This window comes from Rhodococcus oxybenzonivorans (assembly GCF_003130705.1).
Classification (GTDB): Bacteria; Actinomycetota; Actinomycetes; order Mycobacteriales; family Mycobacteriaceae; genus Rhodococcus_F; species Rhodococcus_F oxybenzonivorans.
In genome coordinates this window covers 5,417,151-5,441,594 of record NZ_CP021354.1, presented here as the reverse complement: position 1 = coordinate 5,441,594, position 24,444 = coordinate 5,417,151, and the positions used below count along the sequence as shown (strand labels likewise).

Here is a 24,444-nt window from a genome sequence, read left to right as displayed (position 1 = left end):
TACCGAACATACGCGTCCGATCGACTCTGCGCCTTCGTGCTCTGTGCAAGACTCGGCGCATGGCTGTGAGCGAGAACCAGGACAACCCGGGCCGGGCCCGCCAGAACGTGATCTACCGTGACGGTGTTCTGGGACGCACACCCACTGTCCCGACGGACTTCGCGACGCTCGAACGCCGCGCCCGCAGGAAGATGAGTCCCAAGGCCTGGGCGTACGTTCACGGCGGCGCCGGGCTGGGCCGGACCATGCAGGCCAACCGTGAGGCGTTCGACTCATGGCAGATCGTTCCGCGCGTGCTGCGTGACGTCTCCCGCCGCGACATCGGCGTCGAATTGTTCGGACGACGGCTACCCGCACCTGTCCTGCTGGCACCGGTGGGCGCCGCGGAACTGGCGCACCCCGAGGGTGACGTCGCGATCGCGGCGGCGGCCGCAGAACTGAGAGTCCCGTACATCTTCTCGAACCAGGGCTGCGCGCCCATGGAGGACAGCGCCGCGGTGATGGGTGATGCGCCCCGCTGGTTCCAGTTGTACTGGAGCACCGACGACGAGCTGGTCGACAGTCTTCTGCACCGTGCCGAGAAGATCGGGGCGGATGCTGTGGTGGTCACCCTCGACACGACGATGCTCGGCTGGCGGCCGGAGGACCTCAACCTCGGTTCGCTTCCGTTCGCGCAGGGGCAGGGCATCGCGCAGTACACCTCGGACCCGGTATTCCGCCGCATCGTGCGCGATCGAATCGCGGCGGCAGTGGCCAAGCCCGATGTCAAGGTGACACTCGGCGCGATCCGATCCCTCGTGTCGATGACCCGGCGATTCCCGGGCCGGTTCCTCGACAATCTCCGGTCACCGGAGCCCCGCGCGGCCGTCGAGACCTTCCTCGACATCTACTCTCGGCCGTCGTTGAGCTGGAGCGACATCGAGACGCTGCGCGAGCGGACCAGCCTTCCCGTCCTCCTCAAGGGTGTGCTTCATCCCGACGACGCCCGGCGCGCTCTCGACACGGGTGTCGACGGCATCGTGGTGTCCAATCACGGTGGGCGGCAGGTGGACGGCAGCGTCTCGGCACTCGACGCTCTCGCAGACATCGCGCCTGTTGTGGACGGCAGGATGACGGTGCTCCTCGACAGCGGTATCCGTACGGGGGCCGACGTCTTCAAGTCGCTGGCTCTGGGGGCGGACGCGGTCACTCTGGGCCGGCCACACCTCTATGGTCTGGCACTCGCCGGCCGCGAAGGCGTCCGCGACGCCACCGCGAATGTGATCGCCGAATTCGACCTCACGATGGGGCTGAGCGGCCTCACCTCGGTCGGTGAGATCAATCGGGACGCCCTGCGGAGGGCGTAGGCCTCAGAGTTCGGCGATGGTGATGATGTCGTCCTGAAGCGCCCGGACCAGCAACGCCGTCTTGGTGGTCGCGTCACGCCCCACCAGCGCGTACTTCTCGCGGATGCGGCTCAGGTGGGTGTTGACGGTGCCGAGAGCGATGTGCAGGTCACCGGCGACGGCGAGCTTGGAATCGCTGCGCAACCAGTGTCGCAGGACTTCCACCTCACGTGCTGACAGAGCAGGCCTGGTCAGCGCGGCGGGGGCCGTCGGGGGAGAGGGGGTGCCGACTTCGTCGGGTGCAGCGGTCATGCCGATCTCATCTTTCTGACATGTACAACAGATCTACAGGTACCCGACGTCCCTGCAGGCCACTTCACGATAACGGGTGCTCTGGACGCGTGCCTCGTCAGGCTCGGGTCGCAGGCGTATTTCGGGTCAGTTCTCGCAGCCGACGCCGTCCCCGTCACGATCGAGGTGTGACGCATAGCCGGGGTCACCCGCGCGCACCGGCGCAGCGCCCGCGGCCCGGGCCGCCGAGCAGTTCTTGTAATACACCGCGCTGGGGGGTGCGGGTTCGGCGAAGGGGACGGGCGCTGGAGCCGGCACAGGGGCAGGGGCTGGGGCTGGCACAGGCGCTGGAGTCGGCGCGACCACGGGAGAGGTGCCGCCGCAATCCTGGAGGACCCGCGCTATCGCGTCGCGCTCCGCCTGGGTGACCCACAGCCCGTAGGCAGCTTTGACTTCCACCTGGTCGGCCACGTACGTGCAGCGGAAACCTCGGTTCGGCGGCAGCCACGTCGCGGCGTCACCATCGGACTTCTGCTGGTTGGTGGGGCCGTCGACCGCCTTGAGGTTCCGGGGATCGTTCGCGAAGTCGCGACGCGTCGCGGTGTCGAGCTGCTGGGCGCCCTTCTGCCACGCGTCGGACAGCGCGACGACGTGGTCGATCTGCACGGCGCTCGAGGTGGTCTCGCCGCGCACGAAGAAGAGGGTGTTCCCGGTGTACGGGTCGTGCAAGGTCCCGCTCTGCACCGCACAGTCGCGGGATCCGGGTTTGAACACGATGTTCCGAAGGTCGCGCCGGAGGATGTCGTTGCGTGTGTCGCAACCGTTGTGGCCGCCCTCCACCGTCACGTCGTCCGTCCACGACTGTCCGAAGAGTTCGCGGTCGTAACCCGTTTTCGGGGCGCGGCCCTTGATCGCCAGGGTATCGAGCAGGCGAAGCGCATCGCTCGCTCGAGTCCCGTCGACCATCCGGGGTTCGACGGCGGACAGATCAGGATCCGACGGCAGCACCGCATGTGGGGAGGCCGGTGCCGGTGCAGTCGTGGTCGGCGACCCTACCGAAGTTTCGGAGGCGGATACTGCCGCGGCGCCAGCCGAGTGGTCGTCCTCGGTGGGGCTGAGGAAAGTGATTGCGGCAATCACCGCGACGATCGCGCCGGTGATCCAAGGCCACTTCGGCCGGGTGGCGGATACGGGTGGCGGAACGTGAGTCATGCGGTCCTTCGGAGATATTGGAAGTCCGCGGGATATCGTGGCTCGGGGCTTCTCTGTTACGCCGGCATGCCGCTTCCGACACTCGTGCGCGGGTTCTGGGATGTGTGCGTTGTCGTCCCCTCGGGCACACTGTGATCATGAGCGACGGGCCCCGGGCACTTCCAGGGAGTGACGTCACCGACGACCTCGAGATCACTCGATCGCTGATCGTTCCTGCCGCAGAGTTGCAGTGGCGGTTCTCTCGCTCGGGCGGTCCCGGTGGGCAGGGCGTCAATACGACGGATTCGCGGGTGGAGCTGTCGATCGACGTGCGCGCGTTGTCGATTCTCACGGCGGGGCAGTACGAGCGATTGCAGGTCGGTCTGGGACACCGACTCGTCGACGGGGTGGTGACGGTGACAGCTTCCGATACCCGGTCTCAGTTGCGAAACCGCCGAGCGGCACGGGCTCGGATGTCGGCCCTGTTGCGGGCGGCGCTCTTGTCCGAACCCCGTCGGCGACGCCCGACAACCGCGACCAAGGGCTCCCATCGGCGCAGGCTCGAGGCGAAGAAGCAACGCGGACATGTGAAGAACCTGCGACGCAAGCCCGAATTATAGGGACTTCTACGCATCTCGAGATGGGGACAATCCCTGATGTGTCCTCGTCGGACGTGTCGGAGGATGGACGTATGTTCGGTGACGATGTGCGTTCCGCGGCAACTGCCGCTAGATCAGGGGATCGTGCCGGCGTCGAACGGTTGACCACGCTGCTGTGGCCGTACGTGGTGCGGTACTGCCGTGCCAGGTTGGGGAACGGTCGTGAGGCATCGCGTCGGGTCGGCGAGGTGGCGCAGGAGGCGTTGCTCGTCGTCGCCCGCGACGTATCTTCGCTTGCTTCTCACGAGTTTCCGGTGCGCGAGGTGTATCGACGGATAGCCGGAACGGTGAACCGTGCCCGCGCCGACGCCGAATTCGGCATTGTCGACGCACCTCGGGAGGTATCGCTGCTCCTGCAGCGCCTACACCCCGTTGCTCGGGAAATCATGCTGCTGAGAGTGATCGACGGACTGTCCGTTCACGACACGGCGGGGGTCGTCGGCGTCCCGGTGGGCCGGGTACTCGTCGTTCAACACGAGGCTCTCCGGGATCTGCGCGGGGCGACTGTGTGAGTGAGCGTTACCGACTTCGGAGAACACAGAATTCGTTGCCCTCCGGATCGGCGAGCACGACCCAACTCTCCTGTCCCTGACCGACGTCGGCGTGTCTGGCGCCCAGGGCGAGGAGTCGCTCGACCTCGGCCTGTTGATCGTCGGGCCGAAAGTCGAGATGCAGCCTGTTCTGTATCTGCTTGGGTTCCGGAACGGCGACGAACAGGATTTCCGGATGACTCTCCGGTGTCGGCCGGATGTGCACATCCCCTTCGATGTCGGTAACCAGCCCCCAGCCCAGGGCGGCCGCCCACCACTGTCCGAGAGCGGCCGGATTCACCGCGTTGACGACAACAGATTCCCATTGCAGTCTCATGGTTTCGACCGTACTGGCGCAGTCGAACACTGTCAGCGGTTCACCCGAGTGTCGGGTCGATCGGCTCGACTCCGAGCAGCGCGGAGTACTGCTCGTTGAGTTCGCGCCAGCCGTAGTTCATCGCGTCACCGCCGACAATGGGCCCGATCGGGCTGCCACCCAAGAGTGCTTCGGCCACGTCGAAGCACATGTGCCAGCCGGCGGCCGTCATCGCAGTGGTGCGTTTGTCGTCGAGCGTGTGGCGCAGTGTCAGTCGCGTTCCCGACTCGGTTTCGTCGATCTGCCAATGCAGGACGTCGTCGCCCCATGCGTGTTCGAGAATGTGCGGGGCGTCCGCGCGTGTGACGTTGCCGTCGAGTTCGGTTCGCTCTTCCCCGTCGACCATGACGAGCGTGGCGGGGCCGAGTGTTCCGAGGTTGCGGCTCGCCGTGTACGGCGCCCATTGCGGAAGTTCCGCCGGATCGGTCAGTGCTGTCCACAGCGCTGACGGGGAGTGCGGGAACTCGCGAACGAACGTCAGCGTCCACCGGTCGCCGTCCGGTGTGGTCTCGGCTCGACCGAGTGGTCCGGGGCGGTACGCGCTCCGGCGATTGGTCTCTGTCATGTCCTGTTCTCCTTCGAATCGAGGTGATGTCCGAGTGCGTCGAGGTGGCGATCCCACTGTTGGCGGTACGGCCGGAGCCACGCCTCGAGTTCGTCGAACGGGTCACGGTGCAAGCTGTAGATACGGTGCTGCGCCGCCGTGCGGCACGTGACGAACCCCGCCTGGCGCAGTATCCGTAGATGCTTCGACACCGTGGGCTGCGAGAGGTCGAGGACGTCGACCAGCTCTCCGACGCTCGCCTGGCCGCGGCGCAACTGTTCCAGAATCCGGCGGCGCTGCGGCTCGGCCACCACGGTGAACACATCGAGCGCCATGGTTCGAGTATGCGCCTTCGGGTATATACGCGTCAAGGCATATGAGCGCGGCTCGCGACCATCACGCCGGATGGGTGGTGGCGTCGGTGATCAGTCCTCGGCGCCACCGGGATCGGGTTGGCCGGCGGCTTCGTCCCGCTCCGCCCATTCCAGCAGGGGCGCCAGCGAAAACACCGCATCGTCGATTCCGGCGTGCAGGTCACCGAGTTTCTCGAAGCGGGCGGGAACCGTGGCGATGGTGAATTCCCGCGGGTCGACGTCGTCGATCTCGTCCCAGGACACCGGCGTCGAAACCGTTGCCTCGGCCACACCCCGCACCGAATACGCACTGGCGATGGTGTGGTCGCGGGCGTTCTGGTTGTAGTCCACGAAAACCTTCTCGGGGTCGCGGTCCTTACGCCACCACGTCGTGGTCACATCTTTCGGCGCCCTCCGCTCGACTTCACGGGCGAAGGCCAGCGCCGCACGGCGCACGTCGTCGAATCCGTAGTCAGGCTGAATGCGCACGTAGACATGGACGCCGGATCCGCCGGAGGTTTTCGGCCAGCCCGTCGCCCCCAGTTCGTCGAGCACCTCGTGCACGACACCGGCGACGCGCTGCACCCTGTCGAAACCGCAGTCGGGCATGGGATCGAGATCGATACGCCACTCGTCGGGTTTCTCCACGTCCGCTCGGCGGGAGTTCCACGGGTGGAACTCCACTGCGGACATCTGCACCGACCAGATCACGTCGGCCAGATGCGTCACGCACAACTCGTCGGCGTGACGCCCATAGCGGGGGAACGTCACCCGCACCGTCTGGACCCAATCCGGTGCGCCGCGCGGCAACCGTTTCTGATGAACTTTCTCCCCGCTCAGTCCGTCCGGGAAGCGGTGGGTCATGCAGGGTCGCTCCCGGAGCGCACGCACGATGCCGTCGCCGACGCTCAGGTAATAGTTCGCGAGATCGAGTTTCGTCGCCCCCGTGGCCGGAAAATACACGCGTTCCGGATGAGAAATCCGCACGGTGCGATCACCGACCGCCAGCTCGACAGCGGGAGACTTGCTCTTGCCGGTCGCCATGCAGCCAACCTAACCCCCGGAAGGCACCACTCGCGCACTTTCCGAGCTACATCTCCTTCTCCAACTTCCGCCACCCGCCCGCACGGTTATTGGCGATGATCTGCTGAAACATCGCCAGCAGCGGCGGTGCATCGATCTTCTCGCCTTCCCGGAACGCCACCGTGCGCGCGGTCTTGTTGTCGTGGCCGGCGGTGATGATTCCGTCCGGATCGGGGACGATACCGCCGTCGTACAGAAACACGTTGACATGATCTTTCGCCGCCAGCAGTGCGCACACATTGCCCTGCAGCACGAAGTACGGCTGGACGGTGCGCTTGATAGTTTCGGTGACCTCCGGATCCGCCTCGTGTACGAGCTCCCGGACTTCCCTGCAGATCGTCTGCTGCCACTCCGGCAAGGCATCGATGTAGGCGTCGACACGCGGATCGGGTGTGTACGTCATCGAAAACACGATAGCGCCGAAATGCCCGGTCGGCGGCGAATCCGGATCGACTCCTCGGCTCAATGGGAATTGTCCACGGACGCAGCGTAAGTGACGATTCCGTCCAGTACGGTGCTCCGAACGACTTCGGAGCCGAGTATCCGCAACGCTTCGTCGAGCGGAACGTGCAACAGCACCACGTCGGCGGGTCCTCCCACGGTGACTCCGCGGGGCCGGCCACCCGGGTCCCCGGCGGGTGCGAGGTAGCGGTCCAGGGCTTCGGCAGCGGTGATGCGCTCGTCGATGCCCACGATATCGCCGGTGGGTGCGCGGCGGTCGACGGCTGTTGCGATCACCTGCCACGGATCGAGCGGCCCGTAGGGGGCATCACTCGACAGTGCGAGGGGGACGCCGGCGTCGATCAGCGAGCGACAGCGGTAGAGATCCGGGAGGTCCCGCGGGTCGACGTCGCGCAGGTAGTCGTCGCCGCGGTGCGCGAGGAAACCCGGCTGCGTCACCACCCGCAATCCCCGTCGGCGAACGTCGTCGAGGCTCTCGCGGGGGATGAGTGCGCCGTGTTCGATACGGTCACCCGGAACTGTGCCGACCTCGTCGAACACGCTGAGAAGAATGAGCAGCGCTTCCCGGCTCACGCAGTGGACGGCGACGGCGCGGCCGAGCGCGTGAACGTCGCGGATGAGGTCGGCCAACTCCGTGAGGTCCGGAAAACCCGAATCTGCCAGCACGATCTTGTACGGGCCCACGCTGACGCGTCCCGCCACGGTGTCCGGGTCGCCTCGAAGCGGAGCGCCGAGCAGATGCACCCGCTGGGGAAGTTCGCGAGAGCGGACGGCAGAACCGATGGCCTGCTGCGACCCGGCGGAAAGGTCGGGGGTGGCGTCGGTGACGGTCGTGATCCCGAAACGGGCCAGCGCCGCACCGATGGTTGCCAACCGGGGTGGTTGTGAGCGTGGCAGGCGTTCACGCAGCCAGGTGTCGGCGCGCCAGACCCGCCCGGTCGGGGTCCCGGCGTGGTCGCGCTCGACTCCTGGGTGGTCGGCCTCTGCGAGGCGCACGGCCGCCGCAGCGGCGCCGTTGAGCACCCACATTGCCCCGCTCCGATGTTGAATCCGCACCGGCCGTTGCCCGTGCAGGGTGTCGAGAACAGATGAATCCAGCTCGCCGGCAACAGTTTCAGCGTATCCGACACCGCGCACCCACCCGTTGTCGTCGGCCTGGGCACGTTCGAGTGCGCGAGTGAGATCTCCGCGATCGCGAACGTGGGGAGGCCCGCACCGAACCGAGACGGCGTCGGCGGCCATGGCGTGCAGGTGCAGGTGATGGTCGGTGAGTCCGGGCAGCACAGCCCCACCGTCGGCGTCGATCACCTCGGCGCCTGCCGGGGTGATTCCGCGCCCGATCTGGGTGACCGTTCCGTCGGAGATACGTATGTCGACACCGGACACGCCGCCCAATTCCGCGTTGCGAATGACGAGGTCGCTCATGGCACCGGAATTCCGAGGCTGCGGAGAGTGTCGACGGTGTTCTCTCCGACATCCGCGACCCGCCCTCGCGGTGTCCGGCGGTGCGGATGCGCGACATCGGCCACACCCGAGTCCGTCACGAGGACCCAATGACCGCTTCGCCGTTCGGACTGCACCTCGGACTCGCCGGTCAACGTGGCCGCCACGACCGCGGACATCGAGATGTCCCACAGGTACCCCGATCCGTCGGCGGGAGCCGACATCGCCAGTGCTGCGGCCGTGAGACCGGTGAGGGGGTCGGCGATCGCGTCACCGACGAACAACGGGGAACCGTCCGTATCGTGCGAGACCAGGCCGGCGGACGCGGCGAGGTCGTCACCGAAGCCGATCCGATCCGACCCGCGCCCGGCGGCGGTGATCGACACCCACGTGGTTCCCCGCGCCACCGCTTCGTCGGCATCGAGGCCGAAGCGCCGGAGCGCGCGCGGCCGGGATGCCTCGATGACGATGTCGGCCGCCTCGACCAACAGAGCCAGCGACCGCCTGCCCTCGGCGGTATCCGGGTCGAGAACCACCGCCTCGTGGCCGCCGTGCAAGAGAGCGTAGAAGTCGGCGTTGCCACGGCGGGCGCCGTCCGCGCGGGTCGGTGTCTCGACCTTCACGACGCGGGCGCCGGCCAACCCGAGGAGATGAGCACACAGCGGTCCCGCCCACAGGGCGCTGAAATCCACGACCAGCAATCCCTGCACCGAGCGAGGTACCAGCGGCACGAGAGGACCAGGGATCGTGTCCGTGGACCGGAGCGAACCCGCCGCGACGCCCAGCAGTTCCGCCCGCTCGTCCAACTCCGATCCGGTGTGGGTCTTCAGCCACTCGGCAACGGCGGGCCAGGGATCGGACTCGTCGACGGCGCGGCTGATCAGCGCCCCCAACAGGCTGGGATCATCGGGTCGCGCACACGACACCGCCGCCCACCCGTCGGACGTGGGCAGGAGGCGACAACTGCCGCCGACCGAGATGTCCCCACGCCGGCTGTGCCCGGTGAAGGCGGCCCGTTCGGACAGGAGTCGCGGACCGTCGACAAGCACGGGATCCGAGCTGAGTTCCGTGACCTCGGCGATCCACGAGGCCCTTTCCCGCGCCACGGTCGCGGCTCGCCCCGGCGGCACGATCGGGGGACCGCCGTGGCGGCCGGTGAGTGCGACGACGCCACTGTCGGCCCAGTCCCGCACCGGGTCCGAGGGATCCGTCGTCGAGGGGGAGGGCACGGCGTCGATGCTACGCGGTGGACGAAACCCGGCTGCACGCAACCGATATGGAGCTGGCAGGCTGTATCCATGGGTAACGACGTCCGAACGATCACGCTCGAGCAGTTGGCCGACGGTGCTGCGGACCGCCCGCTGCTGTCCGAGGGCGCCGAGATCGACAGCCCGATGCTCACGGTGAACCTCGACGGCGCCGCCGATCCGGTCACCTGCGTGCGCGCCGCGGACAGGGCACGCGTCAGTGACCGGATACTTGTGGGACTGCACCACGGTGGCCGTGAGTTGTCACCGGATGTGCAGAAGGTGGCGTCCGCCCTCGACACGACGCTCGTCGCCGAGTCGGCGCCGGGCAACCGCGTCGCGGTGTCCGTGCCGGACCCGGATGTGGCAGTCGGAGAATTGCACCGCAAGGTCGCCGAAAACCCGCACTCGACGCTGGTACTGGCCCAGGTGCTGAAGCTTTCCGAGCACCTGACGGCGCCTGCCGCGATCGACGTCGAATCGCTGGCGTATTCTACTCTGCTCGGGGGCCCGGAGTTTCGTCGATGGCTCGAGCAGCGAGGGCCGCGCCCGTTGCCGCCGCCCTCGCCGCAGGAACCGGTGCTGGTCCGGCGGGAGGACGACGAGCTTCTTGTCACTGTGAATCGGCCCGAACGCCGCAACGCTTACGGCGCCGAGGTCCGTGACGGTCTGGTCGAGGCGCTGCGGCTCGCACTCGTGGACACCACCATCACGAAAATCGTTCTCGACGGCTCCGGACCTTCCTTCTCCGCGGGGGGTGACCTCGACGAATTCGGCACGACACCCGACCTGGCCACCGCCCATCTGATCCGCACCCGGGCGGGCGCCGGCCGGCTCGTCGCGCAGCTCGCGGACCGGATCGAGGTCCGCGTGCACGGTAGCTGCGTGGGAGCAGGAATCGAAGTTCCCGCGTTCGCAGACCGAATCGTCGCCCGCCCGGACTCCCTTTTCCGGCTTCCCGAGGTGGCGATGGGGCTGATCCCCGGTGCCGGCGGCACCGTCAGCGTGCCGCGGCGGATCGGACGCTGGCGTGCCTTCTGGCTGTGCGTGACCGGCGTTGCCCTCGACGCGCAGACTGCGATGGTGTGGGGGCTGGTGGACGAGGTGTCGGGCTAGCTCCGTCCGTATCGGTCAGTCGCGGGTCCGGTTCAGAAAGGCTCGCACCGCGAGGGGCGCGAAGATCGCGATCAGCAGCAGTGACCAGCCGATCGTGACCGGAACCGCGTGATGGAGCGGCCACGCCGCGCCGGCGGGTGCTGCGGGAGCGTTGCCCCACAGCTGGCGCATGGCCTGCACGAGCGCGGAGATCGGGTTCCATTCCGCGATGGTCCGCAGCCAGGTCGGCATCTGTTCGGTGGGTGCGAAGGTGTTGGCCAGGAACGTGATGGGGAACATCGAGGTGAACATGAACCCCTGGACCGCCTCGACCGAGCGCATCAACGATCCGACGAGGATGCCGAACCAGATCATCGCGAAGCCGAACAGCAACAGCAGCGCGAACGCGAGTACCGCCTCACCGAAGCCGTTGTGAATGCGCCAGCCGATGAGGAGGCCGGTCAGCGACATGACGACGACGCCGATGCTGGAGTGGATGATGCTGGACACGCTCCGGCCGATGAGGATCGACGACCGTGAGATCGGTAGTGACCGGAAGCGATCGACGATGCCCTTGTCGAGGTCCGAGTTCAACCCCACGGCGACCACGAAGCAGGAGAACACCATGGTCTGAGCCATGATGCCGGGGAGCAACCATTCGCGGTAGTTCGCGCCCGACGTCATGATCGACCCACCGAAAACGTAGGCGAACAGCAGAACGAACATCACCGGCTGGATGGTGACATCCAGCAGCATCTCCGGCATCCGCTTGATGTGGGTGAGGTTCCGCCGCACCACGATCCACGATTGACGTGCCAGTCCCGCAGGCTTGATGTCGGGACGAGTCAGCCGGGTACCGATCGCGGTGGGGTTCAGTGTGGATGTGGTGGTCATCTGGCTGTCTCCAGGTCATCTGAGGTACGTGCGGTTTCGGCCGTCTCGGCGCGGTGACCGGTCAGGCTCAGGAAGACATCGTCGAGGCTCGGACGTTTGAGACCGATGTCATCGAGAAGGATGGTGCTGTCGTCGAAAAGATTCGCGATACGCGTCATGTCGCGTAGACCGTCGGTCGGCGCCGACAGTTGCCGGGCCGACCTGTCGACCCGCACGTCCGAGACGTGCTGGCGGAGCATGCGCTCGGCCTCGTCGAGATCGGCCACGTGCGACACCGTCAGAACGAGACTGGCCTTGCCGGATTGGTCCTTCAGTTGCACCGGGGTGCCGGAGGCGATGACCTTGCCCTTGTCGATGACGACGATCTTGTCGGCAAGTTGGTCGGCTTCCTCGAGATACTGCGTCGTCAGCAGCAGTGTCGTTCCGTCCTCGACCAGTTCCCGGAGTACATCCCACAATTCGATCCGACTGGCCGGGTCGAGTCCGGTTGTGGGTTCGTCGAGGAACAGCACCGGTGGTGTGGCAACGAGACTCACGGCGAGGTCGAGACGCCTGCGCATTCCACCCGAATAGGTTCGAGCGATCCGGTCACCGGCGGAGGTGAGGGAGAACCGTTCGAGGAGTTCGTCGCTGGCACGGCGAGCTGCCTTGCCCGACAGCCCGTAGAGCTCGCCGATCATCCGGATGTTCTCACGTCCGGTCAGCAGTTCGTCGATGGTCGCGGCCTGGCCGGTCAGTCCCATGCTGAGCCGCACCGCCCCGGGGTCGGTGACGACGTCGTGACCGGCCACCCGTGCAGTTCCACTGGTGGGGACACTCAGGGTGGTCATCATCCGCACTGTCGTGGTCTTGCCCGCGCCGTTGGGGCCGAGCAATCCGAGAACGGATCCCTGCGGAACCGTGAAGCTCACCCCATCGACGGCCACGTTGTCGCCGAATCGTTTGACCAGGTCTATGGCCTCGATTGCCGCTTCGGATGTCATGAAGATCTCCCTGCCTGAAGTGACGGCGAACCGTCACAGTGGTGTGCGCCTGAGTGTGTGTGCCGCAGCGTGGCGGCGCACGGTGAAGCCCGCACGCTTCGATGTTTGTTACGAATCACGTCGTCCCCCGTTGATCGCAGACCAACTTACAGGTTGCCCGGACGATGTCGCTTGTATATTTCGGACGGCTGAACACCTGATGATCATGATCGGACGCTATTACCTCGAGTTCACTCGAGGTCAAGCAGACGGCGGCCTTCCTGTACCGGTGACGGACAGGTCGGCTGAGTGAAAGCCTTGACCGCGTGATGCCCGCTGGGTCTAATGCCTTGAAGAATGATGCACGGTAATCCAGCTGATTGCGAAGGGTCGTTACATGTGGAATCCGGGGGTCGGCCTCGATGTCGCGATGGCCCGAATCCCTGCCGGCGAAGTTGCGTTGAGAGACGACCGAAGGAAGACGGCGTGGACGGTGGAACTCGAGAGCTTCCTCCTCGCGGGTAGTCCCGTCACCGCTTCGCTGTATTCCCGCATCATGAACGATTCCGCGAAGTCTTCCTCCAATGGTGCCGCGCCGGTGGTCGACGTCTCGTGGCACGACGCCGTCGATTTCTGCAATGTGCTGTCGCGGGAATCGGGGCTGACGGAGTACTACTCGGTGACGGAAGGCGGCCGGCAGGTTTCGTGTACTCGCGAGTCCGACGGATACCGCCTGCCCACGGAAGCGGAGTGGCAGTACGCCTGCAAAGCAGGAACATCCGGATACCGATACGGCGAACTCGACGACATCGCTTGGTACAGCGGCAATTCCGGCGGACACGTCCATGGGGTGGGCGGAAAAGCGCCCAACGCGTGGGGCCTCCATGACATGTTGGGGAACGTGTGGGAGTGGTGCTGGGATGTGTACGACGCCGAGGTGTACGGCTCGTACCGAACCTTCCGCGGCGGGAGCTGGGCCGAGGAAGCCCGAGGATGTGGGGCGACGTGCCGTCGTCGCAGTCACCCGTCGTTCTCCATCGACGATCTCGGATTTCGAGTGGCACGGTCGCTCTGACCTGCGCGGAACGAGCGTCATCGGATCTCCTTTCATTCGGTTGGCATCAGGCTAGAAGCCATTCAGGACAGCTGCTGTCCTCGATACCTCGAGCCTCGTCCGGCCGGATGAAATCTGGTTCCTCTGCCCCTGCGAAGGGCCCGATAGTGACCTAGGCTCCGTCGCATGCTTCGTCGTCACCCCACGGTCGTCATCGCGCCCGACTCCTTCAAGGGGAGTCTGACGGCTGCCGAGGTCGCCGCAGCGATGGCCGAAGGTGTGCGAAGTGCGCTCGGTCCGGACACGGTCATCATCGAGTGCCCCCTTGCCGACGGCGGCGAGGGCACCCTGGATGCACTACTCGCCAACTGGCACGCCGTTCCAAGATTTCTCGATACGACCGACGCGGTGGGGCGGGCACGGACGGCTCGATACGGAATTTCGAATGACGGAGTGGTCGGCATCATCGAAGCCGCCGAAGCGAACGGTCTTCCGCAGGTGTCCGATATCCCCCTGCAGCCCATGCGCGCAGACAGCTACGGCGTCGGTGTCATCGCGCATACTCTGCTGGACCAGGGCGTCGGCGAAATCGTGCTGTGCATCGGCGGATCGGCGAGCACGGACGGCGGGACGGGGTTTCTCCGAGCACTCGGGATGCGGTTCCTCGATTCCGACGGTCGTGAGGTGGAACCCGGTGGAGCCGGCCTTGCGAGTATCGCGTCTGTCGATGATTCCCAGCTTCATCCGCGCGCCCGTCACGTCCGGTGGCGCGTCGCCACAGACGTCGACAACCCATTGTGTGGATCATCCGGCGCGGCAGCGGTGTTCGGTCCGCAGAAGGGGGCGACACCACAGAACGTGATCGACCTCGACGCCGGGCTTGAGCACCTTGCGCGGATCATTAGAGCTGCGACCGGTATCGACATCGCCCAGCATCCAGGAGCGGGCGCTGCCGGTGGAATGCCGGCCTGCCTGGTGCCACTTCTGGGAGCCGAACTCACACCCGGAGCCCGTTTGGTCTCGGACGTCGTCGGACTGCGCGACCTCTGCGCTCATGCAGACGTGGTTCTGACGGGCGAGGGTTCGTTCGACTCGCAGTCGCTGCGAGGGAAGGTCGTCCGCGGCGTCCTCGACGTCACCCCACCGAGTTGCCCGGTCGTCGTGATCGCGGGAACGGTTCAGCTGTCGGCTGCCGAAATTGCTTCTTCTGGAGTCGTTTCGGCGTTCTCCATCGCCAAGGGTCCTTCGAGCCTCACGGACATGGTCGCGAACAGCGCCTACCTCGTTCGCGAAGTTTCGGCGCAGATCGGTGGTCTTCTCGGTGCCGCTCTGGGCGCTCGTGAGTGACTGCCGATGCGTTCGGTGACTTCTGTTACTCGCCGACGAAGGCGGGTGCGCGCTTCTCACGGAAGGCCGCGACGGCCTCTGCGGAGTCCTGGGTCGACTGCACGACGGCTTGCTCGGCGGCCACCATCGACAGCGACGTTCTGAAGTCGACGTTCTCGCCATTCCGCACAAGACGCTTGATGGCGCGGATCGCGACCGGGGGACCGTCGGCAAGGCGTCGGCACAAATCCTGGGCGGCTTCAGGCAGTTCCTCCGGGGAGTGTACTGACAGGACGATGCCCAGGTCGAGGGCTTCTTGGGCTTCGACGAAGCGTCCGGTCCACAGCAGTTCGAGAGCGCGTGCCTGACCGACGATGCGGGGCAGCAGGTGGGCACCGCCGTCACCGGGGATCAGCCCGACCCGTACATACGCCTCCGAGAAGCGCGCCCGAGTCGAGGCGAGACGGATGTCGCAGGCCAGGGCCATGTCCATGCCTGCGCCGACCGCGACACCGTCGACGGCGGCGATCAGTGGTTTGTCGAGGTCGAGGGCAGCCGCGGCTACGCGGTGAACGCGGTCCTGCAGTACTTGCTGACGGCCGAGTGTGGAGGTGATCTCCGAGAAGTCGTCGAGATCCACGCCGGCGCAGAACGATCCTCCGGCACCCGTGACGAGCACGACGCGCACGTCCGGGTCGGTGCGTGCCGACCGCAGCGCTTCGGCCCAGGCGTCCAGCATGTCGAAGGTGAAGGCGTTCTTACGGTGTGGGCGATTGAGCAGGATGGTGCCGACGCCGCCGGTGACGGTGTATTCCAGGTCAGCCATGTTGTATTCCTTGTCAGAGTCGAGCGTCGACGCGCAGGGTGTCGGCGAGGCGGAGCTAGGTGTTCAGGCGGTGACGAGGGCCCAGAGGCCCTCGCGCCCTGCTTCGAGGGCGGCCGCGGTCAATTTTTCGTCCCAGTAGTGGACCGAGCCGAACTCCGAACGCCAGGCGAGAGCGGGTGTGGTGAATTCGTGCAGCCGGTGCTCGCGAGTGGTGCCGATCGCGCCATGCACCTGGTGGGCGTTGCGCACCACCACGGAGGTGGCGTGGCCTGCGCAAGATCGGGCAGCGGCGACGAGGAACTCGAGGTTGGGTCCGGACCAGTCGGTGCGGACAGCTTCGATGAGGGCGGCGTCGGTAGCGGCGCGGGCAAGGGCGACTTCGGCGGCGATGTCGGCGACCAGGTTCTGGACGGCCTGGAACTTGGCGAGTGGACGCCCGAACTGGGTGCGTTCGGTCGTGTGGGTGATCGAGAGGTCCAGGATGCGTGCGAGTGCGGCGCACGTTTGCAGTCCGCGTGCCAATGCGCCGCGCAGCAGTAACTGGTCGACGACGGCATCCGCGATCGGGGTGCCCGACAGAACGGTGGTGTCGGCGGTGACGGTGTCGCGCGGTTCGCCGGCAACGTTGGTGCCGGGAGCGATGTCCAGCGTCGAGGTTTCGACGTCGGCGACGTGGTAGGTGTCGCCGTTCCGCCAGACGAGAACGACTTTGTCGGACTGGGCTGCCCAGGGCACGCCGAAGGCCATTCCTTCGTTGTCGAGCACGCATACCGTGCGGCGCGCTGCATCGACAGGAGAGCCGGTGACCTCGAGAAGCCACCCGGCCAGCAAGTCGTGTTCGACCAATGGAATTCGGACGCCGTGAGAGGCGGACGCGCGGATCAGCTCGGCGGCCTCGAACCAGCCCGCGCCGCTGCCCCCGTTTTCTTCCGGGCCGGTGAGCCGGACCAAACCCAGCTCGTCGAGCCGGCTCCACAAGCCCGTATCCCAGGGGGCGGTGCCGCTCTCCGGCTCGTTCTGTTCGCGGTGGTGCGCGAAGACCGCGGACATCATCTCGACGAGGTCGTGGTCGACCGTGAACGGTGCAGTCATCAGCGCATCCCCAATCCTCGCGCGATCACGCCGCGCAGCACTTCGTTGGTACCGCCGCGGAGAGTGAATCCGGGGCGTTGCACGACGGCGTCGTCGAGCATGTCGTGGTACTCGGCCCGATCCGGCGAGTAGTCACCGGTGAGCAGGTCGGCGAAATCGGCGATGTCGCCCTCGGTGGACGTGCCCAGGACCTTGACGACGGCGGCAGCTGTATCGGCCGGTTCCCGGCGTTCGAGCGCGCCGGCGACGGCGGTCGACATCTGATGCAGACCGGCGATGCGGGCGACATAACGGCCGAGGTCGGTATGCCGAGGGATCGCATTGCTGCGCATCTGCTCGGCGGTTTCTGCCAGCAAGGTGAACGTGGACAGGAATCGCTCGGGACCGCTGCGTTCGAAGCTCAGTTCGGAGGTGACCTGTTGCCAGCCGTCGCCGATGGTGCCGAACACCATGTCATCGGCGACGAAGACGTCGTCGAGTATGACCTCGTTGAAGTGGTGCTCGCCGTTCATCGACACGATGGGCCGAATGTCGACACCCGGGGAATGCAGATCGACGATGAACTGGCTCAGTCCGTCGTGCCGGTGCGCGGGATCGACCGCGGTGGTGCGGGCAAGGCAAAAGAATGCGTGAGCACGGTGTGCGCCCGAGGTCCATACCTTGGTGCCGGTGATCGACCAGCCGCCGTCGACCCGGGTGGCCTTGGTGCGAACGCTCGCCAGATCGGAACCGGAATCCGGTTCGCTCATACCGATACCGAAATAGCACGCACCACTCGCAATGGCCGGCAGGTATTGCTGCTTCTGATTTTCGGTGCCGTACTTCAGGAGCGACGGAACGATCTGCCGATCGGCGATCCAGTGCGCTGCGACGGGTGCCCCGGCAGCCAGCAATTCCTCGGTGACGACGAACCGCTCGAGGTGGCTACGGCCGTGGCCGCCGTACTCGACGGGCACAGTCATGCCGAGCCAGCCGCGGGCGGCCAGGGCGCGGGAGAAGTCCTCGTCCCATCCGGTGAGCCAGCAGTCGACGTCCCGGCCGATCTTGCCCTCGGCGCGTTGGCCGGCGAGAAATTCGCGAACCTCGGCGCGCAGGGCGTCCGCGGCGTGGGGATCGGCGGAGACCGGGGGAACCAGTCTGAGGGTGGTCATGGTGGTGGTCTTTCCGTTCGAGCCGACGTGGGTTCGTTCGAGGTGGCTTCAACGACTATGGCACTTCCAGCCACGTCTACGCAATACTGGAGTTGATTACGTATATACGTAGCTGGTAGGGTGGGTCGCAGTCGCGCCGGGCGACTACCGAGGAGGAATTGTCGTGGTGCAACCGGAGGGCGCAACAGGGGCGCGGGCCCGCGCTCGTCATCGCACCGTGGATCGCATCGCCTCGATCCTCGAATGCGTTGCGCGGGCTCGTGGCGGAATCACCCTCAGCGAGATAGCAAAAGAGCTTTCGGCCCCGATCAGTTCGGTTCAGGGCTTGGTCAACGGTCTCGTCGCCACCGGATATCTGGGCGAACACGACCGGCGCTACTCCCTGGGCAGTGCGCCGTATCTGCTCAACCGATTGGCAGGGCGGCAGCCCGTCTCGACGGTGACGCATGCCGACCTCGAAGAGGTGCACCAACGGGCCGGCCTGACGACCGTACTGTCCATTGCAGTCGGACCGGACATCTTCTACGTCGACTACTGCTCGTCCGACCCCCGGTTCGCCTACCTCGCCGAGAACTACGTGCGGCGTTCCCTCATCCGCACCTCCGGCGGTTGGGTATTGCTCGCGGGCATGGAAAAGCGGGATCTCTGGGCGTACCTGAAAAATGTCGGCGAGGATGAGCAACCCCTCGTCGACAAATTCTTCGCGGCATTGCCTGAGATCGAACAGACTGGGATATGCGCTTCCCCCAATGCCTCCGAGCAAGGTGACGGTGTCTCCATCGCAGTACGGGACAATGGGAAAACCGTTGCTGCCGTGGGCGTCATCGCGTCATACGAAGTGATCACTCAGCAGCGCGACACGCTGGTGGACGTTCTCACCGAGTGCTCCCGGAGCTGGGATCAACGCAGCGTTCAGTGGTGAACCTTGCATCGGACTGAGCCGGTCATTGCGTGACGCTCCGGGAGCCGATGCGTCACACGATGAGGGACCGCGCTCGTTTCGAACCTCGACGGATCACGGGCCGTCGCGCAGCGGACTGAGCGTCAGCCCGGGAGAGAAACTTCCTGGCTCGACGCCACCCGATGAAGGCGCAGCGACAGCTCCCTCACCCCCAGTGAGGGGAGCTCCCCGACGAATGCTGTGCCATGTTTCGAGGCAGCGTGCTGATCGAGCGCTGATTGCGACTCCCATTCCTCGTAGACATGGAAGACCCCCCGTTCCGCTAGGTCAGCGCTGATAGTGAACGAGATGTTGCCCTTATCGTGGACCGACTTTGCCACTAGTTCCGTGATGGCGGCGCTGGCCTGGTCATGGAGGTCCTCGTCGATCACGAGGCGTCCGCTTTGTACGATCACTGCACCGTCCCACTCCTGCCCGGTTTCCGTCATCTGGTCGATGTCGTTGTGCATTTTCTGTCGCACATCCGGGGTGAGTGAGACCAGGAACGTGTCATCGCGCAGACCGGCGAGCAACGCGTCCGCGACGTCGTCCGGGCTCTGGAGAGCTTCCAGCGCGAGTCCCGCCTCGAAGACCTCGGTCGGTATACCGACCAGGGGAATTTCGAGTGTGTGCCGAGTGTCGGTGATGTCCGGGCAGAGCAGCGTGACACCGACGCCTCGGGGTGAAAGGTAGGCGTTCAGCGTGCGGGCGAGACCGATGAGACCGGACTTCGACAACGTGTAGGCACCCCCCAACGGCACCTGCTCCGGAAACAGTCCAAGGCTCGATGACGTGATGATGAGGTGGCCGTGGCCCCGCGCAATCATGTCGGGACCGAACTCGAGAAAGGCGCGGACGACGCCGATGGCATTGACGTCCAACACGTGCTCCCACCGTTCGAGAGGGATCTGCTCGAGCGGGCCGGCTACCGACGTGCCCGCATGGCTCCACACGATGTCCGCTTGGCCGATCAGTTCGGATGTTTGACGATGCAGATCAGCAAGATCCTCTGTTCGGGTGGTGTCGCAGGCGACGGCGAGGGAGCGGCGCCCGAGGATCGCGACCTCGGACGCCACCTCCTTGGCTGCGGACTCGTCGATATCCGCAACGACGACATCACAACCGGCGCGCGCGAGCGCCAGCACACCGGCTCTGCCTATGCCGGCTCCTCCTCCGATGACCACTGCTGTCTTGTCTCGAAGATTCATCAATCATGCCTTTCAGGAGGGGTGTTCGTGGTGTCAGCCTGATGTGCGCCCTCAGGCGATCTCCCATTCGTTGACGTTCTCGAAGCCGCCGGCCCCGGCAAGGTAGTCAACGAAGACGCCTTCCGGATCCCGTTCGGCGCGGATCACCTTCAGGCGTTCCCACGCGTCATCGGTCAGGCATTTCACCCTGCGGTGTTGCTGGTCGGAGTCGCCCCAGTATTGCCCTTTCGTGTAGGGCTCCAAATGCTTCATCGCACCCAGCGACCACTGACGGTATTTCTCGTCGTCCGCCTCGTCGCTGTAGATGATGTACACCCCGACCATCACTTCGGTGATCAACGACATGGCCTGGTCGGGACCTTCGTGGGGAAGGGTGTACTGGAAAAAGGTGTGCCCGGGCTCGTTACTGGGCCGGTCGGTTATCAGTGTCTTTGCTGCCGAGGCAATTTCGTTGTACGGGCCTTCGACCCACGCCGACTCGACCCGATATCGGAAGCCCGGGGGATGGGTGACATCGACGAACTCGTATTCGGCTTTCATTGTCGTGGGTAGGGCATTGTTCGTTATAAGTGCGTGCTCGCAGTAGGGCGCATTCCCTAGGGGATCCAGGGCCTCCTCCGCCTCTTCGCGGGTGTCGCAGAATGCGAGTCCCCACACCGCGAAGACATAGCCGCCCGTATGGCCAGGAATGTCGAACTGTGGATTCATCGAGACCGCGACCAGGTGGACGCTGGGTGAGATGTTCTTCTGAGCTTCGGACAGCCACTCGAGAATCTCGGCATATCTCTCGACGGGATAGATCTGCATCGTCCCGGTGAGAGCCTTGGGTAGCGGCCGGGTCCGAAGGTGGAACCGCGTGATCACCCCGCAGAAACCGGGGCCCGCGCCCCGAGCCGCCCAGAAGAGGTCCGAGTTCTGATGCGCATCTGCGCGAACGAGGTTGCCGTCGGCCGTTACGACATCGATGGCGATGACTTGCTCCGATGCCCAGCCCCAGCCGCGATGATTCCACCCCATGCCGCCCTGAAGCAGGAAGCCGCCGATGCCGACCGTCGGGCACGGCCCACCGGGGAAGAACCGTCCGAACTGCTCTAGGTAAACGCCGAGCTCGCTGCCGCCCTGGACGGACGGGGTCACGCTGGCGATTCCGGTGTCCTCGTCGAGAGACATCTCCTTGAAGCCCCCCAAGTCGATCAAAAGGGCGTCGTCGCGCACACCCCACACCGGAAAGCTGTGGCCGCCGGATCGTATTCCGACCTTCCAGCCACGTTCCTTCGCCAACCGAACGCCTTCGACGATGTCGTTCTCGGTCTCGGCCATCAGAACTGCTGGGGAAATCGGTCGGGATATCGACTGTGGAACACCCTGCCGATTCGAGCATTCTCGTAACCCTCGTCTCCGTGCGCGAATAGGGTACCGTCGAATCGGGCAGTGCCCGTGATGGTCTCGTTGTCGGTCATGACTGATATTTCTCCTGAATCGAGTTGTGCGGTATCACCTGACCATCTCGGCCTACCGAATGTGTTCTCGCGGGGCGCGCAGCGCTGTTGTGGCTCGCTCTGACAGAGCGCGAACTGTGGGTGCATCGAGCAACCATGCCCATCGCCGGTAGCCGAGCAAACTCGAGATGCGCTCCCAGAACTGTGTTCCATCCATGCCGAATCGAACCCAGATGTCCTCTGACGAGGGTCCGTTGAACGGCAACCATTCGATGGCGAGTTCGAGGATCAGTTGATCCTCGCAAGGGCGAGCGGCAGCCTTCGAACCTCTGCCACTTCTGCCCTTGTGTTGATGTCTACTGCTCATACGGATGTTCAATCTGTGAGGCGTCCACGGGGATCGACGACCACGAAGTCGAAGGCCTTGCGCGGCTACTGCGAGCGGGTCGCGTCGGAATGACTTTTGCGGTGCTGCGAACTCGGGCCTATTGCTGTGTGGCGTACTCGGCGAGGTTGGTCTCGAAGCCGGTTTGTGTTCCGAGTGCCAAGACTTCGCCGTTGTCGATGTCTTCTTGCCAGACGAGCGATCCCGTCGAGGCGTGTAAGGGATGGTCTTGAACGGTGAGGATGCGGGCTCCTTCCCCGCTGATGGTGTGTGCATGCGCCGCCCATCCGGGTGCGGACAGCATCAGGTCGCCTGCGGCCCAGTCGAAGCGCTGGCCTTCGACGATGCTGTATCCGCTGCCGGCGAAGTGGTAGTTGATGGCGGAGCTCATGTGCCGGTGGGTTCCGCCGGCGAAGTCGCCGCCGATCGCGGTGATGGTGGCGAAGAATGACGGTGTGGTGCCGTTGAGGCGTCCGGTCGCCGGGTTGTAGAGGCAATACAGTGGCCGACCCGTGTATCCGGTCTCGAGGCCGAGGACCCCGCTGAGGTGTTGGCTGACCTCCGACCAGGCGAAGAGGAGGGGTGAGTCCGTGATCGGGTCCGGGTCGATGATGTGTTCGTAGGGGAGAAGTTGGCTGCCGTCATCGCCTAGTGCGATGGCGGGTGCCAGGTCTTTCGCGCGGCGCCCCGATGCAGGAACGGCTTCGTGGTCATGAGTGTCGACCGCGCTGCCGAAGTCTTCGTAGTAAGCAGAAATCGATTCCAGCAGGGCGGCATTGGTGTAACGCAGATACCGGAAGGCGGTTGTGCCATTGTTGGTCAACGCCTCGAGATTCATCGACGGCTTGGTCCACACGTCTTGCTGGACCACGTGCATCGTGCGGGCTCCGATGTGAACCGTGCCGCTGCCCGCCAGGCACATCGTCAGACCGGTGGTATTGGCGCGGACAGGGACGGTGGATTCTCCGGGCAGGAGCACACCGAGGCTGACCTGTGTAGCGGGGGCAAGGCCACGGGCGCCTTTCGGGGCCTGCGGATGCACGATCAGCATTTCGCGGCGGCCGCGGTCATCGGGTTCGCCTGCCTCGAGTGCGGCGAAGGCGGTGTCGATCTCGGTGGCGCTGATCATCAGCGGAGACCACTGTTCCCGTTGGTATCTGGGTGCCTGGCGACTGTCGAGCAGGTGGGCGTGCGGGCTCATTTCTTCTCCTGGGTCTGATCGGTGGTGTCGGGTGTGGTGGGTTCGAGCGATATGCCGGCGGTCTCGGGGGTGAACCGCATGACGAGGGCGCCGAGGAGAGCGGCCGACGCGAGGTAGCCGACGAACAAGAAGGCAACGTTGTGCTGTGCGGTCCATTGCTGCAAATAAGGGGCGGTGCCGCCGAACACGACGGCGGAGAGCGCATAGGGCATGGCGATGCCTGAGGCGCGTACACCGGTGGGGAACAGTTCGGACAGGACCGCGGGCAGGATCGAGGCGACGAAGGCGAACAGCACGAGTGCGATCGTCATGGCGAGAGCGAATTGCCATGCGCCTTGTCGGGCGAGGTGGTCGAGGGGGAATGCAGTGACAGCGACGCCGATTCCGTAGATGTAGAAACTTCGGCGTCGACCGATACGGTCCGACAGGGAACCGAGCAGCGGCAGGACTGACGCACTGACTCCGAGCGCGATCACGCCGGCCCACAACGCTGCGGTCGGGTCGATGTGGGCGACGGAGATTGCCCAGGTCGGTCCGCTCACTGCCCAGGCGTAGAACATCGCGGTGACCGACGCCATGAGGAGGAACACGCGTGTGCCGGCGGCGCGGTAGGTCCACAGATTCGCAAAGACAGAGGGTGACGAGACAGCCTTCGCAGCAGATGTGAAGGCGTGGGTCTCGTCCATGCCGCGGCGGAGATAGAGGGTGATCAGGCCGAGGGCGGCGCCGATGAGGAAGGGCAGGCGCCAACCCCACGTGGCCATCTGGTGGTCGCTGAGTGCGGTGGTCAGAAGGGCGCCCATGATGGTGGCGGCCATGATCGCGAGGAAACCGGATACGTAAATCGAGGAGGACCAGAGGCCTCGCCGGGCGGGAGGCGCTTCTTCGGCGATGTAGGTGTAGGCAGCGGCGACTTCCCCGGTGTGTGCGAGGCCCTGCAGCAGTCGAGCGGCGAGAAGGATTGCGCCGGAGAGCACACCGACGGAGGCGTAGGTCGGGGTCAGACCGATGAGAAGCATCCCGGTCGAGGCACAAGCAATGGCTACGAGCAGTGAGTGCTTGCGGCCGAATCGATCAGCCAGCCAACCGAAAAGGAGTCCACCGAAGGGGCGGATCGCGAATCCGACGCCGAATACCACCAGGGTGGACAGCAACGCCGAGGTGGCGTCCTCTGGGTTGAACAATGCCTTGGCGAAGAAGGGCGCGAACACGGCATAGCAGGTCCAGTCGAATACCTCGAGACCGTTCCCGAGTGTGACGCCGATCAGGCTGCGCCGTCGCCGCAGCGCACTGACAGGCGCCTCGGTAGAGTGTCCGGGCACCTGAGTCGTGTTCGGGTCAGGACGATCGGTGGGCGGTGCAGTCAT

26 protein-coding genes are annotated in these 24,444 nt (G+C 65.4%); 7 read left to right on the top strand and 19 right to left on the bottom strand.

Features of this window, described 5'->3' with window-relative positions; genetic code table 11:
• Positions 1-59 precede the first annotated feature (59 nt).
• Positions 60-1,346, top strand: a complete 1,287-nt coding sequence (locus tag CBI38_RS25365; protein ID WP_109333235.1) for a lactate 2-monooxygenase — start codon at positions 60-62, stop codon at positions 1,344-1,346.
• Between the two features lie 3 nt (positions 1,347-1,349).
• Here CBI38_RS25365 and CBI38_RS25360 read toward each other — a convergent pair whose 3' ends face one another.
• The gene (locus CBI38_RS25360; RefSeq protein ID WP_201453408.1) at positions 1,350-1,637 is read right to left on the bottom strand and encodes a LuxR C-terminal-related transcriptional regulator; all 288 of its coding nucleotides are present in this window, start codon (positions 1,635-1,637) and stop codon (positions 1,350-1,352) included.
• A 126-nt stretch (positions 1,638-1,763) separates the two neighbouring features.
• Positions 1,764-2,828, bottom strand: a complete 1,065-nt coding sequence (locus CBI38_RS25355; protein WP_109333233.1) for a GmrSD restriction endonuclease domain-containing protein — start codon at positions 2,826-2,828, stop codon at positions 1,764-1,766.
• Positions 2,829-2,965: 137 nt separating this feature from the next.
• Here CBI38_RS25355 and arfB point away from each other — a divergent pair, with 137 nt between their 5' ends.
• Together arfB and CBI38_RS25345 are read left to right on the top strand one after the other, a co-directional pair.
• Positions 2,966-3,427, top strand: a complete 462-nt coding sequence (gene arfB / locus CBI38_RS25350; RefSeq protein WP_109335347.1) for an alternative ribosome rescue aminoacyl-tRNA hydrolase ArfB — start codon at positions 2,966-2,968, stop codon at positions 3,425-3,427.
• A gap of 71 nt (positions 3,428-3,498) precedes the next feature.
• A complete protein-coding gene (locus CBI38_RS25345) occupies positions 3,499-3,978 on the top strand; it encodes a sigma factor-like helix-turn-helix DNA-binding protein (RefSeq protein WP_109333231.1) in 480 nt (159 codons plus the stop codon).
• A 7-nt stretch (positions 3,979-3,985) separates the two neighbouring features.
• Here CBI38_RS25345 and CBI38_RS25340 read toward each other — a convergent pair whose 3' ends face one another.
• The 7 genes from CBI38_RS25340 to CBI38_RS25310 all read right to left on the bottom strand — a co-directional run bounded on the left by CBI38_RS25340 (position 3,986) and on the right by CBI38_RS25310 (position 9,486).
• Positions 3,986-4,333 carry a VOC family protein gene (locus tag CBI38_RS25340; protein WP_109335346.1) on the bottom strand — a complete coding sequence of 116 codons (348 nt, stop codon included), beginning with the start codon at positions 4,331-4,333 and terminating at the stop codon, positions 3,986-3,988.
• A 40-nt stretch (positions 4,334-4,373) separates the two neighbouring features.
• Positions 4,374-4,937, bottom strand: coding sequence for an SRPBCC family protein (locus CBI38_RS25335; RefSeq protein WP_109333229.1), 564 nt, complete (start codon positions 4,935-4,937; stop codon positions 4,374-4,376).
• On the bottom strand, positions 4,934-5,251 hold the full coding sequence (locus CBI38_RS25330) for an ArsR/SmtB family transcription factor (RefSeq protein WP_109333227.1): 318 nt from the start codon (positions 5,249-5,251) through the stop codon (positions 4,934-4,936). The genes CBI38_RS25335 and CBI38_RS25330 overlap by 4 nt, the downstream gene beginning before the upstream one ends.
• Before the next feature lie 90 nt (positions 5,252-5,341).
• On the bottom strand, positions 5,342-6,313 hold the full coding sequence (gene ligD / locus CBI38_RS25325) for a non-homologous end-joining DNA ligase (RefSeq protein ID WP_109333225.1): 972 nt from the start codon (positions 6,311-6,313) through the stop codon (positions 5,342-5,344).
• A 46-nt stretch (positions 6,314-6,359) separates the two neighbouring features.
• A complete protein-coding gene (locus CBI38_RS25320; protein WP_109335345.1) occupies positions 6,360-6,755 on the bottom strand; it encodes a DUF1801 domain-containing protein in 396 nt (131 codons plus the stop codon).
• A 59-nt stretch (positions 6,756-6,814) separates the two neighbouring features.
• Positions 6,815-8,239, bottom strand: a complete 1,425-nt coding sequence (locus tag CBI38_RS25315; protein ID WP_109333223.1) for an amidohydrolase family protein — start codon at positions 8,237-8,239, stop codon at positions 6,815-6,817.
• On the bottom strand, positions 8,236-9,486 hold the full coding sequence (locus tag CBI38_RS25310; RefSeq protein ID WP_230989958.1) for a CoA transferase: 1,251 nt from the start codon (positions 9,484-9,486) through the stop codon (positions 8,236-8,238). Before CBI38_RS25310 ends, CBI38_RS25315 begins: the two co-directional genes overlap by 4 nt.
• Positions 9,487-9,555: 69 nt before the next feature.
• Here CBI38_RS25310 and CBI38_RS25305 point away from each other — a divergent pair, with 69 nt between their 5' ends.
• Positions 9,556-10,620, top strand: a complete 1,065-nt coding sequence (locus tag CBI38_RS25305; RefSeq protein ID WP_109333219.1) for an enoyl-CoA hydratase/isomerase family protein — start codon at positions 9,556-9,558, stop codon at positions 10,618-10,620.
• 15 nt (positions 10,621-10,635) lie between these two features.
• On the opposite strand, the gene CBI38_RS25300 is transcribed toward CBI38_RS25305, so the two are convergent.
• Positions 10,636-11,493, bottom strand: a complete 858-nt coding sequence (locus CBI38_RS25300) for an ABC transporter permease (RefSeq protein WP_109333217.1) — start codon at positions 11,491-11,493, stop codon at positions 10,636-10,638.
• The gene (locus CBI38_RS25295) at positions 11,490-12,476 is read right to left on the bottom strand and encodes an ATP-binding cassette domain-containing protein (protein ID WP_109333215.1); all 987 of its coding nucleotides are present in this window, start codon (positions 12,474-12,476) and stop codon (positions 11,490-11,492) included. Before CBI38_RS25295 ends, CBI38_RS25300 begins: the two co-directional genes overlap by 4 nt.
• A 376-nt stretch (positions 12,477-12,852) precedes the next feature.
• Here CBI38_RS25295 and CBI38_RS25290 point away from each other — a divergent pair, with 376 nt between their 5' ends.
• Together CBI38_RS25290 and CBI38_RS25285 are read left to right on the top strand one after the other, a co-directional pair.
• The gene (locus CBI38_RS25290) at positions 12,853-13,530 is read left to right on the top strand and encodes a formylglycine-generating enzyme family protein (RefSeq protein ID WP_109333213.1); all 678 of its coding nucleotides are present in this window, start codon (positions 12,853-12,855) and stop codon (positions 13,528-13,530) included.
• A gap of 165 nt (positions 13,531-13,695) precedes the next feature.
• A complete protein-coding gene (locus tag CBI38_RS25285; RefSeq protein ID WP_109333211.1) occupies positions 13,696-14,856 on the top strand; it encodes a glycerate kinase in 1,161 nt (386 codons plus the stop codon).
• Positions 14,857-14,881: 25 nt separating this feature from the next.
• Here the strand turns inward: CBI38_RS25285 and CBI38_RS25280 are convergent, their stop codons facing one another.
• The 3 genes from CBI38_RS25280 to CBI38_RS25270 all read right to left on the bottom strand — a co-directional run bounded on the left by CBI38_RS25280 (position 14,882) and on the right by CBI38_RS25270 (position 17,904).
• Complete coding sequence (locus CBI38_RS25280; protein WP_109333209.1) at positions 14,882-15,661, bottom strand: enoyl-CoA hydratase/isomerase family protein; 780 nt, start codon at positions 15,659-15,661, stop codon at positions 14,882-14,884.
• Positions 15,662-15,724: 63 nt separating this feature from the next.
• Positions 15,725-16,753: an acyl-CoA dehydrogenase family protein gene (locus CBI38_RS25275; RefSeq protein ID WP_109333207.1), complete on the bottom strand. Its 1,029-nt coding sequence runs from the start codon at positions 16,751-16,753 to the stop codon at positions 15,725-15,727.
• The gene (locus CBI38_RS25270; protein ID WP_109333205.1) at positions 16,753-17,904 is read right to left on the bottom strand and encodes an acyl-CoA dehydrogenase family protein; all 1,152 of its coding nucleotides are present in this window, start codon (positions 17,902-17,904) and stop codon (positions 16,753-16,755) included. The genes CBI38_RS25275 and CBI38_RS25270 overlap by 1 nt, the downstream gene beginning before the upstream one ends.
• A gap of 163 nt (positions 17,905-18,067) precedes the next feature.
• On the opposite strand from CBI38_RS25270, the gene CBI38_RS25265 reads away from it, so the two are divergent.
• A complete protein-coding gene (locus CBI38_RS25265; RefSeq protein ID WP_230989957.1) occupies positions 18,068-18,826 on the top strand; it encodes an IclR family transcriptional regulator in 759 nt (252 codons plus the stop codon).
• A 122-nt stretch (positions 18,827-18,948) separates the two neighbouring features.
• Here the strand turns inward: CBI38_RS25265 and CBI38_RS25260 are convergent, their stop codons facing one another.
• The 5 genes from CBI38_RS25260 to CBI38_RS25245 form a co-directional block, all read right to left on the bottom strand.
• Positions 18,949-20,052, bottom strand: a complete 1,104-nt coding sequence (locus CBI38_RS25260) for an SDR family NAD(P)-dependent oxidoreductase (protein ID WP_109333203.1) — start codon at positions 20,050-20,052, stop codon at positions 18,949-18,951.
• Between the two features lie 51 nt (positions 20,053-20,103).
• Positions 20,104-21,372 carry an FAD-binding oxidoreductase gene (locus CBI38_RS25255; protein WP_204164818.1) on the bottom strand — a complete coding sequence of 423 codons (1,269 nt, stop codon included), beginning with the start codon at positions 21,370-21,372 and terminating at the stop codon, positions 20,104-20,106.
• Complete coding sequence (locus CBI38_RS38525) at positions 21,372-21,512, bottom strand: hypothetical protein (protein WP_204164817.1); 141 nt, start codon at positions 21,510-21,512, stop codon at positions 21,372-21,374. The genes CBI38_RS25255 and CBI38_RS38525 overlap by 1 nt, the downstream gene beginning before the upstream one ends.
• A gap of 464 nt (positions 21,513-21,976) precedes the next feature.
• Positions 21,977-23,077 carry a cupin domain-containing protein gene (locus tag CBI38_RS25250; protein WP_109333201.1) on the bottom strand — a complete coding sequence of 367 codons (1,101 nt, stop codon included), beginning with the start codon at positions 23,075-23,077 and terminating at the stop codon, positions 21,977-21,979.
• The gene (locus CBI38_RS25245; RefSeq protein WP_162603286.1) at positions 23,074-24,444 is read right to left on the bottom strand and encodes an MFS transporter; all 1,371 of its coding nucleotides are present in this window, start codon (positions 24,442-24,444) and stop codon (positions 23,074-23,076) included. Before CBI38_RS25245 ends, CBI38_RS25250 begins: the two co-directional genes overlap by 4 nt.

What these genes read in the sequence shown, in the direction of transcription:
- CBI38_RS25365 (WP_109333235.1), top strand. Translation starts at nt 60, where the DNA reads ATGGCTGTGAGCGAGAACCAGGACAACCCGGGCCGGGCCCGCCAGAAC.
- CBI38_RS25360 (WP_201453408.1), bottom strand. Translation starts at nt 1,637, where the DNA reads ATGACCGCTGCACCCGACGAAGTCGGCACCCCCTCTCCCCCGACGGCC.
- CBI38_RS25355 (WP_109333233.1), bottom strand. Translation starts at nt 2,828, where the DNA reads ATGACTCACGTTCCGCCACCCGTATCCGCCACCCGGCCGAAGTGGCCT.
- arfB (WP_109335347.1), top strand. Translation starts at nt 2,966, where the DNA reads ATGAGCGACGGGCCCCGGGCACTTCCAGGGAGTGACGTCACCGACGAC.
- CBI38_RS25345 (WP_109333231.1), top strand. Translation starts at nt 3,499, where the DNA reads ATGTTCGGTGACGATGTGCGTTCCGCGGCAACTGCCGCTAGATCAGGG.
- CBI38_RS25340 (WP_109335346.1), bottom strand. Translation starts at nt 4,333, where the DNA reads ATGAGACTGCAATGGGAATCTGTTGTCGTCAACGCGGTGAATCCGGCC.
- CBI38_RS25335 (WP_109333229.1), bottom strand. Translation starts at nt 4,937, where the DNA reads ATGACAGAGACCAATCGCCGGAGCGCGTACCGCCCCGGACCACTCGGT.
- CBI38_RS25330 (WP_109333227.1), bottom strand. Translation starts at nt 5,251, where the DNA reads ATGGCGCTCGATGTGTTCACCGTGGTGGCCGAGCCGCAGCGCCGCCGG.
- ligD (WP_109333225.1), bottom strand. Translation starts at nt 6,313, where the DNA reads ATGGCGACCGGCAAGAGCAAGTCTCCCGCTGTCGAGCTGGCGGTCGGT.
- CBI38_RS25320 (WP_109335345.1), bottom strand. Translation starts at nt 6,755, where the DNA reads ATGACGTACACACCCGATCCGCGTGTCGACGCCTACATCGATGCCTTG.
- CBI38_RS25315 (WP_109333223.1), bottom strand. Translation starts at nt 8,239, where the DNA reads ATGAGCGACCTCGTCATTCGCAACGCGGAATTGGGCGGCGTGTCCGGT.
- CBI38_RS25305 (WP_109333219.1), top strand. Translation starts at nt 9,556, where the DNA reads ATGGGTAACGACGTCCGAACGATCACGCTCGAGCAGTTGGCCGACGGT.
- CBI38_RS25300 (WP_109333217.1), bottom strand. Translation starts at nt 11,493, where the DNA reads ATGACCACCACATCCACACTGAACCCCACCGCGATCGGTACCCGGCTG.
- CBI38_RS25295 (WP_109333215.1), bottom strand. Translation starts at nt 12,476, where the DNA reads ATGACATCCGAAGCGGCAATCGAGGCCATAGACCTGGTCAAACGATTC.
- CBI38_RS25290 (WP_109333213.1), top strand. Translation starts at nt 12,853, where the DNA reads ATGTGGAATCCGGGGGTCGGCCTCGATGTCGCGATGGCCCGAATCCCT.
- CBI38_RS25285 (WP_109333211.1), top strand. Translation starts at nt 13,696, where the DNA reads ATGCTTCGTCGTCACCCCACGGTCGTCATCGCGCCCGACTCCTTCAAG.
- CBI38_RS25280 (WP_109333209.1), bottom strand. Translation starts at nt 15,661, where the DNA reads ATGGCTGACCTGGAATACACCGTCACCGGCGGCGTCGGCACCATCCTG.
- CBI38_RS25275 (WP_109333207.1), bottom strand. Translation starts at nt 16,753, where the DNA reads ATGACTGCACCGTTCACGGTCGACCACGACCTCGTCGAGATGATGTCC.
- CBI38_RS25270 (WP_109333205.1), bottom strand. Translation starts at nt 17,904, where the DNA reads ATGACCACCCTCAGACTGGTTCCCCCGGTCTCCGCCGATCCCCACGCC.
- CBI38_RS25260 (WP_109333203.1), bottom strand. Translation starts at nt 20,052, where the DNA reads ATGAATCTTCGAGACAAGACAGCAGTGGTCATCGGAGGAGGAGCCGGC.
- CBI38_RS25255 (WP_204164818.1), bottom strand. Translation starts at nt 21,372, where the DNA reads ATGGCCGAGACCGAGAACGACATCGTCGAAGGCGTTCGGTTGGCGAAG.
- CBI38_RS38525 (WP_204164817.1), bottom strand. Translation starts at nt 21,512, where the DNA reads ATGACCGACAACGAGACCATCACGGGCACTGCCCGATTCGACGGTACC.
- CBI38_RS25250 (WP_109333201.1), bottom strand. Translation starts at nt 23,077, where the DNA reads ATGAGCCCGCACGCCCACCTGCTCGACAGTCGCCAGGCACCCAGATAC.
- CBI38_RS25245 (WP_162603286.1), bottom strand. Translation starts at nt 24,444, where the DNA reads ATGACTGCACCGCCCACCGATCGTCCTGACCCGAACACGACTCAGGTG.